This is a genomic window from Lysinibacillus xylanilyticus, assembly GCF_001183605.1.
In the GTDB taxonomy this organism is placed as follows: domain Bacteria; phylum Bacillota; class Bacilli; order Bacillales_A; family Planococcaceae; genus Lysinibacillus; species Lysinibacillus xylanilyticus.
The window spans coordinates 2,068,497-2,087,062 of the sequence record NZ_LFXJ01000005.1 but is presented as its reverse complement, the minus strand read 5'-3'; the positions used below and the strand labels follow the sequence as shown (position 1 = coordinate 2,087,062).

15 protein-coding genes and 1 pseudogene are annotated in these 18,566 nt (G+C 38.3%); 10 read left to right on the top strand and 6 right to left on the bottom strand.

What is annotated here, in order from left to right; genetic code table 11:
* Window positions 1-79: 79 nt before the first annotated feature.
* Window positions 80-731, bottom strand: a pseudogene (locus ACZ11_RS27025) (IS3 family transposase); the annotation flags it as partial.
* Between the two features lie 305 nt (window positions 732-1,036).
* Here ACZ11_RS27025 and ACZ11_RS12990 point away from each other — a divergent pair.
* From ACZ11_RS12990 to ACZ11_RS12965, 6 genes are all read left to right on the top strand, one after another.
* Window positions 1,037-1,582 carry a histidine phosphatase family protein gene (locus ACZ11_RS12990; protein ID WP_403089195.1) on the top strand — a complete coding sequence of 182 codons (546 nt, stop codon included), beginning with the start codon at window positions 1,037-1,039 and terminating at the stop codon, window positions 1,580-1,582.
* A 206-nt stretch (window positions 1,583-1,788) separates the two neighbouring features.
* The gene (locus ACZ11_RS12985) at window positions 1,789-2,637 is read left to right on the top strand and encodes a GNAT family N-acetyltransferase (protein ID WP_049666667.1); all 849 of its coding nucleotides are present in this window, start codon (window positions 1,789-1,791) and stop codon (window positions 2,635-2,637) included.
* Between the two features lie 235 nt (window positions 2,638-2,872).
* Window positions 2,873-3,241: a hypothetical protein gene (locus tag ACZ11_RS12980; RefSeq protein ID WP_049666664.1), complete on the top strand. Its 369-nt coding sequence runs from the start codon at window positions 2,873-2,875 to the stop codon at window positions 3,239-3,241.
* A 162-nt stretch (window positions 3,242-3,403) separates the two neighbouring features.
* Entirely contained in the window at window positions 3,404-3,625 is a 222-nt protein-coding gene (locus ACZ11_RS12975) for a DUF2829 domain-containing protein (protein ID WP_049666662.1), read from the top strand.
* A 55-nt stretch (window positions 3,626-3,680) separates the two neighbouring features.
* Window positions 3,681-4,436, top strand: coding sequence for a 3-oxoacyl-ACP reductase (locus ACZ11_RS12970; protein WP_049666660.1), 756 nt, complete (start codon window positions 3,681-3,683; stop codon window positions 4,434-4,436).
* 151 nt (window positions 4,437-4,587) lie between these two features.
* Complete coding sequence (locus ACZ11_RS12965; RefSeq protein ID WP_134008701.1) at window positions 4,588-5,097, top strand: QueT transporter family protein; 510 nt, start codon at window positions 4,588-4,590, stop codon at window positions 5,095-5,097.
* Between the two features lie 464 nt (window positions 5,098-5,561).
* Here ACZ11_RS12965 and ACZ11_RS12955 read toward each other — a convergent pair whose 3' ends face one another.
* The 3 genes from ACZ11_RS12955 to ACZ11_RS12945 all read right to left on the bottom strand — a co-directional run bounded on the left by ACZ11_RS12955 (window position 5,562) and on the right by ACZ11_RS12945 (window position 12,400).
* Window positions 5,562-8,993 carry a copper amine oxidase N-terminal domain-containing protein gene (locus ACZ11_RS12955; protein ID WP_082172767.1) on the bottom strand — a complete coding sequence of 1,144 codons (3,432 nt, stop codon included), beginning with the start codon at window positions 8,991-8,993 and terminating at the stop codon, window positions 5,562-5,564.
* A 671-nt stretch (window positions 8,994-9,664) separates the two neighbouring features.
* A complete protein-coding gene (locus ACZ11_RS12950; protein WP_049666656.1) occupies window positions 9,665-11,008 on the bottom strand; it encodes a TldD/PmbA family protein in 1,344 nt (447 codons plus the stop codon).
* Between the two features lie 3 nt (window positions 11,009-11,011).
* Complete coding sequence (locus ACZ11_RS12945) at window positions 11,012-12,400, bottom strand: TldD/PmbA family protein (protein ID WP_049666654.1); 1,389 nt, start codon at window positions 12,398-12,400, stop codon at window positions 11,012-11,014.
* 218 nt (window positions 12,401-12,618) lie between these two features.
* Here ACZ11_RS12945 and ACZ11_RS12940 point away from each other — a divergent pair, with 218 nt between their 5' ends.
* Window positions 12,619-12,846: a transcriptional regulator SplA domain-containing protein gene (locus ACZ11_RS12940; protein WP_049666653.1), complete on the top strand. Its 228-nt coding sequence runs from the start codon at window positions 12,619-12,621 to the stop codon at window positions 12,844-12,846.
* Between the two features lie 86 nt (window positions 12,847-12,932).
* Here the strand turns inward: ACZ11_RS12940 and ACZ11_RS12935 are convergent, their stop codons facing one another.
* Entirely contained in the window at window positions 12,933-13,394 is a 462-nt protein-coding gene (locus ACZ11_RS12935; RefSeq protein WP_049666651.1) for an NUDIX hydrolase, read from the bottom strand.
* A 258-nt stretch (window positions 13,395-13,652) separates the two neighbouring features.
* On the opposite strand from ACZ11_RS12935, the gene ACZ11_RS12930 reads away from it, so the two are divergent.
* Together ACZ11_RS12930 and ACZ11_RS12925 are read left to right on the top strand one after the other, a co-directional pair.
* Window positions 13,653-14,588 carry an arginine deiminase family protein gene (locus tag ACZ11_RS12930; protein ID WP_049666649.1) on the top strand — a complete coding sequence of 312 codons (936 nt, stop codon included), beginning with the start codon at window positions 13,653-13,655 and terminating at the stop codon, window positions 14,586-14,588.
* 16 nt (window positions 14,589-14,604) lie between these two features.
* Window positions 14,605-15,930, top strand: a complete 1,326-nt coding sequence (locus ACZ11_RS12925) for an amino acid permease (protein WP_049666647.1) — start codon at window positions 14,605-14,607, stop codon at window positions 15,928-15,930.
* Window positions 15,931-16,104: 174 nt separating this feature from the next.
* Here the strand turns inward: ACZ11_RS12925 and ACZ11_RS12920 are convergent, their stop codons facing one another.
* A complete protein-coding gene (locus ACZ11_RS12920) occupies window positions 16,105-16,878 on the bottom strand; it encodes a YqcI/YcgG family protein (RefSeq protein WP_049666645.1) in 774 nt (257 codons plus the stop codon).
* 824 nt (window positions 16,879-17,702) lie between these two features.
* On the opposite strand from ACZ11_RS12920, the gene ACZ11_RS12915 reads away from it, so the two are divergent.
* The gene (locus ACZ11_RS12915; protein ID WP_236690848.1) at window positions 17,703-18,566 is read left to right on the top strand and encodes a GNAT family N-acetyltransferase; all 864 of its coding nucleotides are present in this window, start codon (window positions 17,703-17,705) and stop codon (window positions 18,564-18,566) included.

Below are 18,566 nucleotides of genomic sequence, written 5' to 3'. Positions count from 1 at the left end.
ATTTTTGAGACAGTAAGAAAACACCTTATTTTACAGCCAGTTGACGGTATTGAACCGGCGACCGGTTGTTTAATTTCGTTTAAATCCGAACATTGTTATAATAGTAAATGTATTCTTCGACAATATTTATTACACACGCATTTGTTGTGCGATAAATATCATCGAGGTAGAACGTTTCAGACTTTAGCGAGGAGTGAAACGTTTCAATTGGGGAATTATCAGCGGGCGTGCCTTTACGAGACATGCTCATGGTAATTCCTTTTTCTTTTACTGCCTCCTGATACGTGTAAGATGTGTAAACAGAACCTTGATCGCTATGCAGGATACAGCTTTCTGGTAGGTAATTGATTTTTCGTATCTAAGACAAAGTCAGTGTCTTGTTTAAATTCTTGAAAGGTTGTCCAAAAGGCAAGTAAGTAATATTTGTTACGAGCTTTTCTAGCGGTTTTGATGCCATAAAATCACGTGCTAATAAGTTAGGGACAATGTGAGAGGTTGTCCGTACGTTTACGTTTCTTCACCTTCACACGACATTGCCAATCATATTTTTGCATCACACTTTGCACAGTTTTCGCACTAATGCCAGTAAGTAATTCTGTGATTTTTCGATAGCCATATCTGAATTTGTGCAGCTTGCATAAGTCGCCAATTTGTTGGTCACGAAGATCCTTGTGTGTTAATTTATTTCTATCGGCCTTCCAACGGCAATACGACGAACGAGCTACACCTATTTTTGTTTGGATTAAATCATTAAATGTCCTAAAGTTAAAATATAAAGCAAAACACTTCCTAAAGTAAGAAAATAAAGAATAACATTTCCTAAATTCGAGATATCTTTTGAGAAAATTTCTTTAAACTTACCTATATATAATTTCCAACTATTTATTGCTATAAATCCTTACTACTCTAGGCATGGAAGTTTTATGGTTTACATTTCTGAAATTTTATCCTTTATGTCATACTTTCACCTTTACATTTTTTGAGCATTTCATTTCATATATTACTAATAATCAAAATGGTATTCTATGAGGAGGAGATGGAATATTTGGATAAATCAATCCTTGATTTATTGAAAAAGGGTGGATTCGTTTTGTATGCGAGGCATGGCCAAGCAACTGTCGGGGTAGATCAGCCAAATTTAAATTTTCAAGATTGTTATACTCAAAGAAATTTGTCTGAAGATGGGCGAAGGGGGGCAATTTACTTTGGACAAATGCTTCGCTATTTACAAATCCCGATAAGTTCACCGATTGTCGCAAGCCCTTTCTGTCGTACGATTGAAACGGCACAGCTCGCATTTCCTTATGCCCATATCCAAATTGATCCGATTGGGTATGAAATTTATAAATTGGGTGGAAACATTCCTATTTATGAAAAAACAAATATATTATCAAATCTCCAATCGGTGTTAGAAAGAAAGCCACCGCAGGGTACAAATCAAGTGATCATTGCCCATAGCTTTCCCGAAAGTGTTGGATTAGGGAATATTTCTAATATGGGAATGGTTATTGTTAAGCCAAAAGGTCCTGGAAATGGGTATGAAATAATAGATAAATTAACTTTAGAAGATTTATCACTTTGAGGTAGTAGCTCAAATTTAACTTCTTTCAGTAAAAGCTTCCGGCGGATGTCACGGAATCGGAAAGGGGCTCTTAAAGGATGTTAGCCTAAAATCATAGCATCCATGCGATAACGGCTAACTGACCTGCATCCTACAGGCCTAAGCACAAAGCCGATTCCGGACGAAATTATGCCGAGGCATAATTAATAAAGGGATGGGAGAAAAGCATGGAAATAAAAACAGTCTCACAGTGCACTATAGAGGAAATTTTAAAAGCTTGGAATAAAGGCTTTGAGGGGTATTTTGTACGAATAGAAATGAATGAAGAGATGTTTTTAAAACGACTCGTTGGAGAAGGGCTATCGCCAGAGCTATCAATTATCGCATTTGATCATAATAATCCTGTTGGTATTGTATTAAATGGCTTTAGGCGAATGAATGGTAAGAAAACCTCTTGGAATGGTGGAACAGGTATTTCTCCAGACTATCGTGGAAAAGGTGTTTCTCGTGCGTTAATGGAAGAAACAATCGCCATTTATGAAAGAGAGAATGTGGAAGTAGCAACGCTTGAAGCTATAAAAGAGAATAAAGTAGCAATTGCATTATACGAGAAATACGGCTATACAATTACAAATCAATTACTATTTTTAAGTGGCGAATATGAAGTGTATGTAGAAAAGCAAGCTGTAATCCATGTGGAAACTATTCGGCCAGAGCAGCTACCGCATTTATCTTTTTATCAGGAAGATGTTCCATGGCAATGTAGCTGGCAAAGTAATAAACAAGGTGAAGCTAAAATTTTTTATAACGAGAATAATGAAGCGATTGGCTATATGTTATATAGAACAGTATGGGATCAGGCAGGGGAAATCGACAGCATAGTGCTTTATCAATTAGAACTGTTGGAGAATGGCACTGTAGAACAAATTCCTCACTTTATCGCAAGCATCACAGATCACAAAGTAAAACTAGCCACAGTTAACTTTTCAGCAAGTAATCCAGCCACGAGTTATTTGATTGAAAATGGGCTAGAAGTGAAGACCGAGCAAGTGCAAATGAAGAAGAACATGGTTTAAGAATTTGTGAAGTGAGTAGATAAAATTAAGGTAGGTTTGGACTGTCAACGTAATAGAAGGCCGATATTCATGGGAATTGAATGAATCTCCAGTTGTTCCAAGTAGTTAAAGCCTCTGGCGGATGTCACGAAATCGGCTTTGAGCAAGCAAAAAGCCGATTCAGGACGCATTGTTTATCTGTAGCGACAGCTACAATTATGCAGAGGCATAATTGATAAAGAAGGTGTTATTAGTTATGAGGAAAATACTCATATGTAATTTACTAATATTTGTATTGGTAGGTTGTACACCGGCTATAAATACTAATCCCACTGCGAAATCTATTCTTAAAGAGCATTCTCAAGCGGATATTCTTCAGTATAATAATTTGATTTATATTAATGCTACAAGCTTGGAATCGATGAATCAATTAGAATATATTAAGTGTGAGAAAATAGGAGAAATTATTAAAACTACAAATTCCTCTAAAAATTTTAATGATTATTATGCTACTAAATTGGAAAGTGGAACAGAGATTTTCTCTACAAATGATAATAATATTTATACAATCATTGCGGACATAAATGGACAACAAGTACTTTATATGGCTTTGCTTGAGGGCTAGTTATCTTTATTTGGATTTTTAACTTCTTTCAGTAAATGTTTATATGTAACGAAAGCAAAGCGACAGCTACAATTATGTAGAGGCATAATTGATCAGGTTGTAAACATTCAAGAATTCCAGTATACTAATCCGATAAAGAATGTAAATAAAGGATGAATTTAAATGACGTTTGAAGAGATATTGCCACGCTTGAAAGCGGGAGAAAAAGTAATTCGAAAAGGTTGGGGCGGTGCCGAATTGTATGTGAAGCTTGTTGGACAAAGCGAACATGATGGTGAGGCTTTGAATCCTTATTTTTTAATTAATGTACGTGGTGAGGGCTATACAATGTTCACACCGACAGTCTGTGATTTATTAGCGGAAGATTGGATTATTGTCAATTAATCAAAAGTGCCATCTCAAATGAGGTGGTTTCTTTGTTTTTTGAGGAGAGATATATATGAAGTTTGAAGAATATAAGGGCAAGACAGTATTTGTAACGGGCGCTGCTTCAGGGATTGGACAGGCTCAAGCTATTGCATTTTTAGAAAATGGGGCCAATGTATTCGGTTTTGATTTAGATGAACAAGGGTTAGTAAATCTACATCACCAATATCCTGAACAATTTGCCTATAAAGTAGGTAGTGTGTGCAATAAGAACGATGTAAAGCAAGCATTTGAAGCTGCAATTTTAATATTTAAGCAGGTAGATATTTTATTAAATACAGCGGGCGTTTTAGATGGCTTTGCAAAAACGCTTGATACAGATGAGGCGCTTTGGGATAAAATTATGAATACCAATGTAAAAGGTACTTTTTTTGTGACCAATACGATATTATCCCATATGGTCAAACGAAAATCAGGCGTAATCGTTAATATGGCATCTATTGCAGGGCTTGTTGCAGGCGGTGGTGGGGCGGCGTATACAGCGTCTAAACATGCGATTGTAGGCTATACGAAGCAGTTGGACTTAGATTATTGTCGTGAAGGAATTCGTGCCAATGCCATAGCACCTGGAGCTATCCAAACACCGATGAATAAGGCAGATTTTGAAGGCGATGGGGAAATGGCCAAATGGGTAGCCGATGAAACGCCTGCAGGTCGCTGGGCACAACCACAAGAGGTAGCGAATTTAACACTTTATTTAGCAAGTTCAGTAGCTGATTATATTCATGGAGCTGTTATGCCGATTGATGGCGGCTGGCTGACGAAATAGCATTGTTCAATAAGATATTCTTCTGCTATAATACGCAAGTAAGCAAAATCTAGCTTGCACTACGGCACTTTAGATAGGGCAAAAGCTCTCTTCCTTTGGTCGTAGTTATTACTAAAATAGCGGATGTGCTATTTTACAAAGGAGAATAAAATTGAATACATCTATTGAAAAAGATTCTAGCCGTACTTCTGTAACCGAACTTACAAAGACGGCGCTAGTTGCAGCTTTATATGTGGCTGTAACTGTTTTATTGTCAGTCATCAGTTTTGGGGCAGTTCAACTACGCTTGTCGGAGATGTTTAACTACCTGGCCCTATACAACAAGCGCTATGTATTAGCCGTGACTCTAGGAGTAGTTCTCGCAAATTTTATGTCACCAACGTGGGTATTAGATGTACCTATTGGTGGAATTGCAACATTTTTAGTATTAATTCTTTGCCGAAAAGTAACGAAAAATATAACAAATGATCTTGTAAAAATGGTTGTTACCGCATTGATTTTTGCTTTATCAATGTTCACCGTTGCAGGACAGTTAACAATCCTGTATGATCTACCGTTTTGGGCAACATGGTTTACGGTTGGAGTTGGGGAGCTATTGTCAATGACTGTTGGTGGTATGACTATTTATTTATTAAATAAAAAAATTGATTTAACGAAATAATTTAATGTATTACCCAGTACACCTTGGGTTGAGTTCATCAGCTCAAATATTTCCGCATGGGTCAGACAATATAAAACCTCATTGCCCGGATTCTGGCTGGCATATTCCAGCACAAGATCCGGGCAATGATTCTTTTCTAAGAGAATCAAGACTCCCGGCTCTTTGGCAAAATTACGCAGCCGTTCGGTAAACACATGTGGACGCTGTTCCTCCACAAATTAAATTTTACGAATCATTAAACCGACCTTCTTTATGAGTCTATGTCCACATTATCCTAAATTTTAGTACTATAGCGAGTCTTATTATTGTACATCTACTTGATTACCCTATTCCAATCTAGATCAATCATTCTTAGAAGTTATCGGATAGCAAATGAGCTGTGCTACGCTGCGCTCAAAAGAAGGGACTCCTTCTTGTTGGTACATAAAGCACCGTTGAGGAGTCCCTACTATGAAGAAATTATTTTAGCCTATCTCTGCAGCTGGTATCACATCTACTGGGAAAGGTTCGGATAAAGCTGCTTTTTTAGCATTTACATTATCCGGTTTCGATAGAACATAGAGCTTATAAGATCCAGGTATCGTTACATTAAGCTTGATGGGTTCCCCAGAATACTCTTTAGAAACTGTATTAATCAGATAATTCGAATTAAGATTACTTACACTAAAATCCGTTACATTACTCGGAACAGCATAAACGTCGTACCCACTAATATTTCCCTTATTGCTAGGTGTACTAAATGTGAGTGTAATTTCGTTAGCTCCAGGAGAAGCATTTGTAATCGTAGCTGGATTTACAGCGGTATCAACGGGATTTGACTTGAGTGTTACTGCGTTAGATGCCGTTGACAACGCATTGGCTCCTGACTTAGCAACTGTAAGCACTTTAGCAACATACAAGGTTCCTGCTTTGATTGGATCGTTAAAGGCGTCATTTGATACCATCAAGGTTTGTCGGATGTTGCTATTACCATTGGGTTTAATGATGGTATACAAACTTTTATCTTTAATAGTTTCTGCACTCTGTTTAGTGAAAGTAGCGGCTTGCCCCTCTGGAATCAGAAACACTCTATACTCTAATACATTCTGCTCATCATTAACCTTCGTAAAGCTTACCTCGATATCAGAAGAGTTACTACTTCCTTTAGCATCCAGAGATACTGATCTTACTTCATCAACTTTTGCATTGTTAACCAGTTTAATAACATCAGAAGGGCCGGACAAGTTATACATTCCCTGGGAGCTTCCCGTACCTACTGACAATACATACACCCGATATTCTGTATCGTTTTTAATCTGCTGGTTCTCAGTATCTTTATCACCAGCTTTCAAGATCGCACTATATTGACCTTTACTTACCAAAGTATAAGAAGTAGCTTTAATGGCTTCATTTACACCAAAGCCATTCGCCTTTGACACAGGGACAACCAGAATACGGTAATTATTTATATTCGATTCATCGGAAGGCTTCGTGAACTCTACCTTTAAATCTTGGCCATCTCCATTATCACCAACATCGTATGCTTTAACACCGCTTACCGCTTGAAGGGCTTTGTTCTTACTAAGCTTGATTCCCGAAGCAGAAGATAGAGCATTGACGCTTGAAGAATTTCCATTCGCTACAGTCAGAACATAGACACTGTAGTTTGTGCCTTCCGTAATGAGATTACCGCGAACATCTCGAGTAGTCGAATCTAACGATCTAGTTGTCGATCTATTTCCGTCTTTGCTTTCTGTGATGAAATTAGAGTTACTATTGGCTTGTGACAGGTTGAAGCTGCTGGAATAAGCTGTCGGTACGACAAAAATCCGATAATGATTGACATTTGTTTCATCGGAAGGCTTTGTGAACGATACCTGCAAATCACGACCATCTCCAAAATCATTTACATCAGCAGCAGTCAGACTAGTTACAGCTTGCACATTGTAGTTCTTACCGAGCGTAATCGTAGACGTTGGCGCTGACAGCGCATTGCTGCCGGAATAATTGCCATAGCCTACCGAGAGAACATAGACACGGTAGCTAGTTCTATCCGTGATATAATTGCCGCGAACATCTCGAGCATTTCCCGAGAGCGTCAGCCCGTAATTGTTATTTCCTGACTTGTTCACAGTCGTATAATTACTGCTGGATACATTATTAGCATCCGACAGACTAAAGCTACTGTAATACGCTGTTGGTACAACCATAATGCGATATTGACTAATATTAGACTCATCCGCCGCTTTAGTGAATGATACATAGAGATCACGACCGTCGCCATAATCATTTACATCGTTGGTATAGAGATTCGATACTGCACCCACATTGCTACTATATAGCGTAATCGCATTGGAAGCAGACGATAACACGTTATTCCCTGAGTTCGTAGCTACAGCCATTACGAATACACGATAGCTGACCCCATTTTGAATGGCATAACCGTCTGTATCTCGTGCGCCTGAAGAGAGAACCTGAGTAATATTGTAGCCCGTCTTGTTCACCTGCGTGTAATAAGAGCTGGACAGACTATTCGCCTTCGTCAATGTAAAGTTCGAATAGTTGCTAGCTCTTACAACAAAGATCCGGTAAGAGCTAATATTAGACTCATTTGATATTTTGTTGAAACTAACTCGCAAATCGCGTCCATCCCCATAGTCATTGACATCATCAATTTGAGTAATAACAGGAGTAGCCACTGTATTTGGACTAAGTGTTACTGACGAAGAAGCAGATGACAGCTTATTAATAGCTGAATCAGTGCTACTAATTGACAGGACGAATGCTGTATAAGATACGCCGTTTTTAATGGACTCACCGGCCGTATCACGTGCTGAGGAAGACAGAGTACCTGTCATCGTACCGCCGTTGCTCCCCGATTTATACATTGTCGTATAGTAGCTGCTAGATAAATTATTCGCAGTAGTAAGACTGAAGTTGTTAGCATCCTTAGTCTTTACGATAAACACACGATAATTCGAAATATTATTGTCATTTTGCGGACGAGTGAAGCTAACCGAAATATCGCGTCCATCGCCGAAATCGCTATTATCGCTAATCTTCACATTTGTTACCTCTGGAACCGAAGACATGTTCGTTAGAGTAATCTTCGGAGAAGAATTTGATAATACGCTGGAATAAGAACTCTTCCCAACAGCAAGTACATAGATCACATAAGGCTGATCATTTTTAATATAGTCTCCGTCCACATCCCGTGAACTCTGGGATAATGTTATAGAACGATTCGAGCCGGTAGTCGATACTTTCGTATAATTTGAAGCAGAGACCTTCAGAGCGGACGCCTGATTGAAGCTTTTTGAAGCCTTCACAACGAGAACCCGGTAATGATCCACAAGTGATTCAGTAGACGATTTGGAGAAGCTAACCTCCAAGTCACGCCCATCTCCCTGATTGCTAACATCTCGACCCGACACATAGCTCGCTGGAGAAATACTGATATTACTAGGAGTGTCAGGGTTGCTAGGGTTGTCAGAGTTAATAGTTACGATCTGACTTCTTGAATTCCAGTCAACGTCTTGGCCAAGTGCTTCACTAACGAAACGGACCGGCACCATTGTTCTGCCACTGAAAATCTGTGCTGGTACATCAAGTGTAACTGTCTTGTTATTAACTGTAGCTACCCTCGATTTAATCTTAAGAACTACCGTAGTATCTCCTTTAGTAGCTGTAACGGTTTGTTTCTTTCTATCCCAATCCACGCTTGCATCCAATGCCTCAAAGATTGCTCTAAGTGGCAGCATAACACGCCCTTGAACCATCACTGGTGGCTGGTCGGTCTTTAATTGAACCCCGTCCACATAAATCGTGATGGCCCTTGCCGCTTGAGCGGTTACTGGTTGCAGCACTAACGGTACAATAAGTATCGCTGCAAGGAGCATAGTCCATATTTTCTTCATAAAAATTCCACCCTTCATCTTCTATTAACCTAGCATGATAAATATTATCGTATAATTAGTACGTAGCAACAGGTAAAAAAGTTTCATATTCTTACCTCGTGAAGAAAATTTAACCAAGAAGATAATGCCATCAACCTTCTTAGCCGTTTTCCAATATGAAATTATAAATGTAACCTCGACGTATTATTCATAGTACGAATGGAGAAGATTACTTTTCTATGATTATAAAACGAGGTATGTAAGGACGATGACTGTCTTCATTAAATGGGGTTGGACAGATTAACGCCGCGGAGAGAGCGCTCGCTATTATCCCGGTCAAGCAGGCTAATCAGAACAATAGCAAATTCCAAACAGAGGAACAGTGACCCACTTGTTGATGCAATAGGTAAAGATATAAACTTAGGATTTTATAGATGGACTATACGAAGCATTGGCAGCAGGCATCTCTTTTGCCGACATCGCCATATCTACTCAGGAGGCTGTAGATTCAGTCATCAGCTTGTAAGTATCGCAGCTGCAACAACAACTGAATCAGAATTTGGTCGATAACATATCTCCATAGAAGCTAATCAGCTGCAATCAAAAAGCTTGTCGCGATGATAAGCGACAAGCATTGAAGAGAAGTATCATATATTCTAGCTGGATCTATAAAATGTGACTTGCTCTTTCCGTTATTCCACTGTCACTGATAGCTCCTTTACAAGTAGGGATGGGGAGCCATACCCAGCCGGTAAGAAGTAAAGCTCTGAGCTAGATTCTTCGATATCGTTTAAGAACTCAAAGAAGTTTCCGGCTATTGTCATTTGCTTGACAGGGGAGACAATTTTACCATCTTGAATATGGAATCCTTTTGCCGCGACTGAAAAATCACCAGAAACCGTATTTGTACCAGAGTGAAGGCCAGATAATTCAGTAATGAGAACTCCTTCAGAGACCGATGCAATTAACTCCTCTTTAGATCGCTTACCTGGTGAAATATATAAATTTTGAGGAGCAATTGATAGAGCACCTTTATAAGACTCTTTATGTGCATGCCCGCTCGATTCGCAGCCTTCCTTCTTTGCTGTTTTTCTATTATGCAATAGTGTTTGCAGTGTTCCATTTGAAATTATCGCCTGCTCCTTTGTTGCAACACCTTCACCGTCAAAGCTTGCTCCAGACAAAGCTTCAGGATGGAATGGGGCATTCAGTAATGTCAAAGTATCTGACGCCACTTTTTGACCGACTTTCCCTTTTAATAAAGATTGGTCCTTTTGTGCATTTTCAGCTGACAGAATAGGCATAAAAATACTTAGTAAAGAGGCTGTAGCATCAGAGCGTAGGATGATTGGATATTTTCCAGATGGAATCGACTTTTCGCCTAGATTCGCAAGTGCTTCCTCGGCTGCTGCTTTGGCAATTTCCTCGGCATTTAGAGAATGAAAATCACGTGTCATTTTCAAATATACACCTGTTTTCAGTTCCTCACCTTCTTTGACAACTGTAGAAAGATAGATGGCTAAACCGTTCTCCTTATGCGATAAGGATAGGTTTTTACTATTCGCTAATGAACGTTCAGTGCTATATTCTTGAAGGAAACAATAATCAAGCGTTACAATGCGAGAATCGTACGCACGAATTTTTTGTTCAATTAAACGAAGGAGCTCTATTTTTTCAGGAATTCCAATAGTTTCTAATTCCTCATTGTAAAATTCATATGGCGTGTATTCATTACTGCCTTCAAAAATATCTATGCATTCATCTTCATCTAGAACATCTGCATTTGCTTTTGCACTATCGATTAAAAAGGACATCGAATCATCGTCTAATTTTTCTGTATAGGCGTAACCCATTTTTCCGTTATACAGCCCACGTAGACTTAGACCTCCATCCTCAGACGTTTCATAGCTATCGATTTGTCCTTCGTAAAGCATACACTGAAAAGAGTTTTTTCGTTCAAAATATACTTCAGCTTCTTTAAAACCGGCTTTTATCGCCTTATCTAGAAGTTTTTCTTGATATTCTACAATGTTCATAAATTATTCCCCCTTCGTTCCTCCAACTGTTATTTCACTTACGCGAATCATTGGCTGGCCAACATTGACAGGAAGACTACCACTAATAGATCCGCACATGCCAGCACCGTGTGCAAGATTATTACCAACACGATCAACTAGCTGTAAAGTTCTTGCCCCGTTGCCTATAAGTGTTGCACCGCGTACAGGACGATCGATTTTTCCATCCTTAACAATATAAGCTTCCATAACCGCGAAGTTATAGTCACCAGTCGAAGGATTTACTTGACCGCCACCCATATATTTTGCATAAATACCATATTCGGTAGATGCAATAATTTCTTCAGGTGTAGAACTGCCTGGAGCGATATATGTGTTTGTCATTCGGGATGTTGGATTGAAGCGATAGGATTGGCGTCGAGAAGAGCCGGTTGGTTCAGCTTTCATACGGCGCGCATTAAATTTATCAATCAAGTAGCCTTTTAAAATACCATTTTCAATTAAGATGTTTTTTCGTGTTTTTTCCCCTTCATCATCAATGTTAAGGGAACCCCATTCATTTGGAAGTGTGCCATCATCAATATATGTAACAATTTCAGGGGCAACTTTTTCACCAATACGATTTGCAAAAACGGAATTGTTTTTCGCGACGGCTGTTGCTTCAAGACCATGACCACATGCCTCGTGAAATATAACACCACCAAATTCATTATCAATGATGACTGGGAATTTACCGCTAGGACATTCATCGGCATGAAGCATAGTGACTGCAATACGTGCAGCTTCACCAGCATAGTGCTCCAGATTTAGATTTTCGATAAATTCAAATCCTGCATGTGCACCAGGACCATAGAAGCCCGTTTGCATTTCTTTGCCCTCGGAGGCGGTTGCCTGGATGGCAAGTCGACTATGAATGCGCGTATCTTCTACAAACTTCCCTTCTGAGTTGGCGATTAAAACATGCTGCTCTTCGTCAAGATATCTTACTTTAACTTGATTGATGCGTTCATCATAATTTCTAGCAATGTCATTAGCCTGTCGCATGATTGTTGCTTTTCTAGCATGCTCTACACTGTTTGGTAGAATGATAATGTTATGAATTGGCGTAATAATTTCTTTTTTCAGTGGTTGGATCGTTCCGGTAGTACCTCCTTTAATGGCAAGTGCTGCTCGTTTTGCAGCTGCTAGTAAGCCTTCCTCTGAAAAATCATTTGTGTACGTATAGATGCTTTGAAGTCCAGAAAAAATGCGTATACCAATGCCGAAATCACGTCCTGAAATGCTTTGTTCAATTTTTCCACTTTGTAATGTTAATTCATTGACAAATTTATCCTCGATGAAAACTTCGGAAAAATCACCACCTGTAGAAAGTGCTGCTTCAAGTACATTTTCAATTACTGATTGTTTAATCATATTTTTCCCTCCTTTTCTTGATTATACCAAATAATTCAAAAATTCTGTATTTGTGAAGTGTATCACATGATATATATATTCTATTTGTGACATTTTATGATAGGGAGTGTTGTTAGAAGGGTAATATTTCCAATGAATATCTACTTGAGAATCAAAAATTAATTATATTTAACATCTTCTTACACCAAACTAGTGGAAAGGCATAGGAAGGTGATGGAATGAAGCAACAGCAATATAGTGCAGGGGATATTGTATATATTTTTTATCGACATCCGTCTATAGAGGAAGTAGCAAACATACAGAAGGTTGCAGTAGTGAACAATCCGGATAATCCTCAGGAGTTGGCGCTATTCCTCTTTGAGACGTATTACCCGCTAACAAATGATATGTTAATATTTACTAGCGAAATGGATGCTGAGCAAGCTTATCATCAGTATTTTCATTGATGGAGACTGACAAGTGGCAGTTTTTACTTAAATCAGCTTTTCAACACTTTAATGGGAGAAGACGTGATAAGTTTTCTCTCTAAATCTTATTCTATAACTAACTGTGTTACATATGGTTCAATATATCTGCTATCTAATCCATCCGGTAACTTTAAGAGTGAGAAATATTGCATTGTCTCTGATTCTTTATAATTAATAACTAAATCGCATTTAACATTTCTTGTATAATAGACTGCCGTAACTGAGTAAAATTCATCCCCATTCGAAACTTTAAGATAATACTCTGGACCAGAAAAAATATCTAATAACTTTAGGTCCTCTATTACCAATCCCGTTTCTTCTAACACTTCTCTTTTTGCGGTATCTTCTAAGCATTCTCCTAATTCCATCAAACCACCTGGAAGACCCCAGCCTCCATCGTATCTTTTTTGTAATAACACTTCATTTGCGTTATTGAGAATTAATACAACTGAACCAGGCAAAATGATGGGTTGGTGTCCTACATATTGTCTTAAAAATTTAACTTCTTTCAGCGGATGTCCAAACATCCGCTGAAAGAAGTTAAAGCCTCCGGCAGATGTCACGGAATCGGAAAGGAGGTCTTTGTGCGAGCACAACGCCGATTCCAGACGCAATTATGCCGAGGCATAATTGATAGTATTCCATAGTTACACTCATTTCTTTAATTGTTTTTATACTTATATATATGAATTATCTAAATAACAAAAAAGTCCTCCTTTAATTTGTATAATCCCAATCTTGGTGGTAACGCTAACAGAGATAGTCATGAGAGGGGAGAATACTTTATGGATTCATTCCAAGTAAATTGTTGGTCTGAGCATGATGAACTTAAGGTTGTTATGCTTTGTGCACCTTCAAAATTAGATGTACCAGATTTAACAATAGCTGAAAATGTAGGATGGGATGCTACTGTCAATCATGTGAAAGCTATGGAGAATTTCATGGAATTTAAGACAGCCCTAGAAAATGAGGGTGTCCATGTTATTGATTATTCGAAGGAACTAACAAATGAAGAGAATACAGTAAGTGAGCAGCTTATTAATCGCTACTTTGTGCGCGATCTTGCCTGTGTTATAGGAAATAGTATTTTTCTTGGAGAGGCAGGTAGTTCGCTAAGGCGTCCAGAGTATAAACATGCGCACTCATTATTAGAAAAGTGGTTTCCAGAAAAAAATTTAAAAGTTCAACAACCTTCTACTGCTTTAGAATGTGGGGACGTGCTCATTTTAAATAAGGATGCCGTACTTATTAATATTGGAATGAGGACAACGTTAGAGGCTGTGGAGAGTATCAAGGATCGTATCTTCCAAGAAGGATTTTCGGAAATTGCAATCATTGATTTGCCAAGACGCTCCGATACACTTCATTTAGATATGAATTGTAATGTAACGAACGCTAATCTGCTAATAGCTAAAAACTTTATGCGTTATTATCCTGTACACGTCTTCACAGCTCAAACTCGTCGTTTTGAAATGACAGAGCAATTTATAAATCACCATGGCTTTGACGTTTACTGGCTTGAAAAATATAATACAATCCCTGATATCAATTTTATTAATCTTAATCCCGAGACACTGTTGATTAGTAAGCAAGCAACGAAGCAGCACTGGACGAGGCATCCATTATTGCAAAAAAAGAATTTGATAGAAGTTGATGTCACAGAGCTTGAAAAAGGCGGTGGTGGCATTCGTTGTATGACATTGCCATTGTTAAGAAAGTAAAGGAGGGTTGATCAAAATGACATCTAAAACAAGTAAAGGGAAGTTGTCTTGGTGGCAGCTTTCGCTTCTTGGTATAGGTTGTACACTTGGAACAGGATTTTTTCTTGGGACAAGTATGGCCATTCATAAAAGTGGTCCTGCTGTTGTGATTCCATTTTTGTTGGCGGCGATTGCTACGTACATTGTCTATGACGCTCTTGTTAAGATGTCAGTTGACAATCCGGACAAGGGTTCGTTCCGTACTTATGCAAAGCAAGCTTTTGGCAAATGGGCAGGATTTAGTAATGGTTGGATTTACTTAATTTCTGAGATACTTATTATGGGAAGCCAATTGATGGCACTCGGTATTTTTACGAAGCTGTGGTTTCCTACGCTTCCATTATGGGTATCTGCCTCTATTTATGCTGCACTTGCGTTAGTCGTTATTCTTACAGGTATGAAGGGCTTTGAAAAATTTCAAAATATTTTTGGTGCGTTAAAGGCAGCGGCGGTTGTAATGTTTATTATAGTAGCGGTTGTCTTAATAATAAAAGGATTTAATTCGGAATCAACTACACTCGATGCATTACATGCAAATTATGAAGAATTTTTCTCACAAGGTTTGAAAGGAATTTGGCTTGGGCTATTATATGCCTTTTATGCATTTGGAGGAATTGAAGTGATGGGTTTAATGGTCATTGATTTGAAAAATCCTAAAGAAGCACCGAAAGCCGGAAAAGTGATGCTTATTTCTATAACTGTTATTTTTATAATGGCTATTATGCTTGCCTTGGCGCTTGTTTCTTGGCAGGATTTTAATATTGAGGAAAGCCCATTTATTACAGCGCTTAATGGATATCATATCCCTTTTTTTGCTGACATTTTTAACGGAGTTTTGATTATTGCAGGTTTTTCAACAATGGTAGCCTCTTTATATGCGGTCATAACGATTCTCATTACATTGGCAGAGGATCATGATGCTCCAACGGCTTTAGCTAAAAAAGGGAAGATGAAGGTCCCGTTCCCTGCATTTCTCTTTTTAGCTAGCGGATTAATCATAACTATTGTTATAGGCTTTCTTATGCCAGAAAAGATTTTTGAATATTTGGTTACAGCTGCAGGCTTAATGCTAATTTATAACTGGCTCTTTATATTAGTGACATATAGAAAGTTAATGGAGCTGTCGAAGTGGGAGCATGTGAAGAATGGTATCGGGATGTTGCTCATTGTGATGACGGTGTCTGGGACGTTAGGGGAAAAAACAAGCAGACTCGGTTTTTTCGTGAGCCTGCTTTTTATCATCATCATAGGAATTGCGACTTGGATTGTTATGAAAAGGCAAAAACACGGTAAGCATGTTTGACTTCTTTCAGCGGGTGTCCAAACAACTGCTGCTGACGCTACGCTTTCGGTACAAAAAACATCTGTACCTGACGCTACGCTTTCGGTACAAAAACATCTGTACCTGACGCTACGCTTTCGGTACAAAAACATCTGCTGGCCCAAAGCCGATTCCGGACCAATTAGGTGTAATTGATTATTGTTCTTTGTTCTGTGGAAAGAGCAGAGAATGTTGCATGCGTAAAAAAGGACATTTCGATGGACTACTATTATCATCGCTTAAAAAATACTGCTTCCATTCATAACTACCTTCTTGCCCATACCATTTTAAATCAGTATGAGCTGGAATAGCGTCGTATTCGTTAATGCGTTGACGAATAAGCTTCTTTAATTTTCGACCAAAGACAGTAGTGTCGTTCATTTCTTCAAATATCCAGCGTGGCTGAAATGCCAATAATAAAGTAGAAAAATTACGACTCTTGCGCAATTTGTGTGCGGGCGTTGCACAAGACACAAAATAAGGCTGACCGTTAAAACAAAATTCCCATTCATGATGCGCTGGATCGGTTGGAATTTCCTCTGGCCAATCGATATCATCAAATTTAGTTAAATTGTCTAAAACTGACCAAAATAAATTTCTATAATCCTCAACATCGAAATTTTTATGCATATCGGTAGGGGTTTTGAAGAAAATGGTATGTGTTGTATATTTTCCGAATGTTTGAGCGCACTTATCGTATTCCTTTAAGCATAGTGCTAACGTCTTGATCGATTGCTCTTCTCGTGGATCTCCGATAAAACTATAGCGAAGCTCGTTCGATAAAAAACCTTTTCTAGCTGGAATACAGGGAAACGTATTTGCTTCATCTGCAACCATGGCAGCGAAGTCGGTATATGCTGACTGTTGCCAAATTGGAAGTGTTTCAAAATGTTCTTCGATCCACTTCTTGTCTAACACTGCTACTTCCACTTATGTCTCCTCCTTCTATACATCTTTATACTATTAAAGAAAAAGTAAATGGGTGACGATGTATAGGTATTAACGTTTTCTAATAGCGAAAATAAGGGGAATTAACACTAAACAGGCTTATTATCATAGCGTGTGGTTGATTTCCGTTCCGACTGGGCGCTTTGTAGCTGTCGCTTTGCTTTCGCTACAGAAAACATTTGTTGCTGACGCTTCGCTTTCACACAGAGCAGAGCTTCCTGGGGGCGTCCGATGAGCCGCTTCGCTGCGCTCCAGGGTCTCATCTGTGACGCTGTGATCTGACCCCAAGGAGTCGCCCAGTCTCCACTCCAATCAACTTATATGCATGACATACGTTTAGCAAAATGTCATCCCTAAATTCAGATGTTGAATCAATTTATTAGAAATCGTTTATATGGCTCAGTACCATAACGTGTGGTTGATTCCCGTTCCGGCCAGGTGCTTTCCTGGGGGCGTCGAGGCAACATCTGGGTTTTGTCTGTGCGAAAGCGAAGCGGCAGCGGCAACAGCAGATTTTTTTGCGCGAAAGCGTAGTGCTAACGTAACGTCAACGGGACGATGATCTTGGTCACGAAGGCGTTATCACAGGACGTGAGTTTTAGCCTTCGTTCTTCTATCCGCCACTCTATTCAACATTCGTTTTAATAAAATCTCTAATTTTTGGTAGAGAATTAATAGTTTCGATTCTATTTATAATAGATAAAATGATTAATAGTATGATAAAATTCTAATATTTCAATTATTTAACATTTTTCAGTGTTAAAAATTGAGAAGTTGAAAAAAATCAATGAAAGGGTGACAGGCATTTGAATTCGGCTAATATAAAATTAACAAATCGTATGTTAAGGATCTTCAAGAATGCGGAAAAAGAAGCTTTCTCTTCACAACATAAAGTGTTACTGCCTATTCATTTTTTACTTGCTTGTTTAAAAGAAAAAGAGGGGGCCATTGGCGAAATAGTATTAAAATGTACTATAGATGGAGCTTCTATAAGAAACTTAGTTAATGAACTTGATCTAAAATCAGACAAGAATGTTACAAGTCATAATTTATTTAATGTTCCAATAATAAATGATGTTTTAACAGTTTTGGAACAAGCAACTTGTTATATGCAAAACTATAACCAAGTTTATATAAATGAAGGTCACTTACTTAAAGCATTAATAAAGACGAATATGCTTGAGGAATTCGTTTCAGAAGAAGACAAAAAAATGATTTTAAAGCTTGGTACGACTTCGCGGGATATGATTACTCATCTTCACAATTATAATTTTCCAGATTCGATTTCTAGTAATATTCGTAGAGTCAATCGTGATGATAAAAACACACTATTTCATTTTGTAGAAAGTCATTTTTCGCAAGAATGGTCAGAAACGATTAAAAGTGCATTTTTAAGTACTACGCCTTCCATCTATTTAGCTTTTGATAATAGGGGAGAGCTTGTTGGATTTGCTGGTTTTGATGTTTATCAAAATAAAAAATGTTATTTTGGCCCAATGGGTGTTGCGAAATCTAATCGAGTGAAGGGGATAGGATATTCCCTCCTCCATCATTGTTTAAAAGATATGCATGAGATTGGGTATGAATATGCAATTATTGGAGGAGCAGGTCCAATCGAATTTTATGAAAAAGCATGTAATGCTGTTGTCATTCCTGCTACCAACATTTAA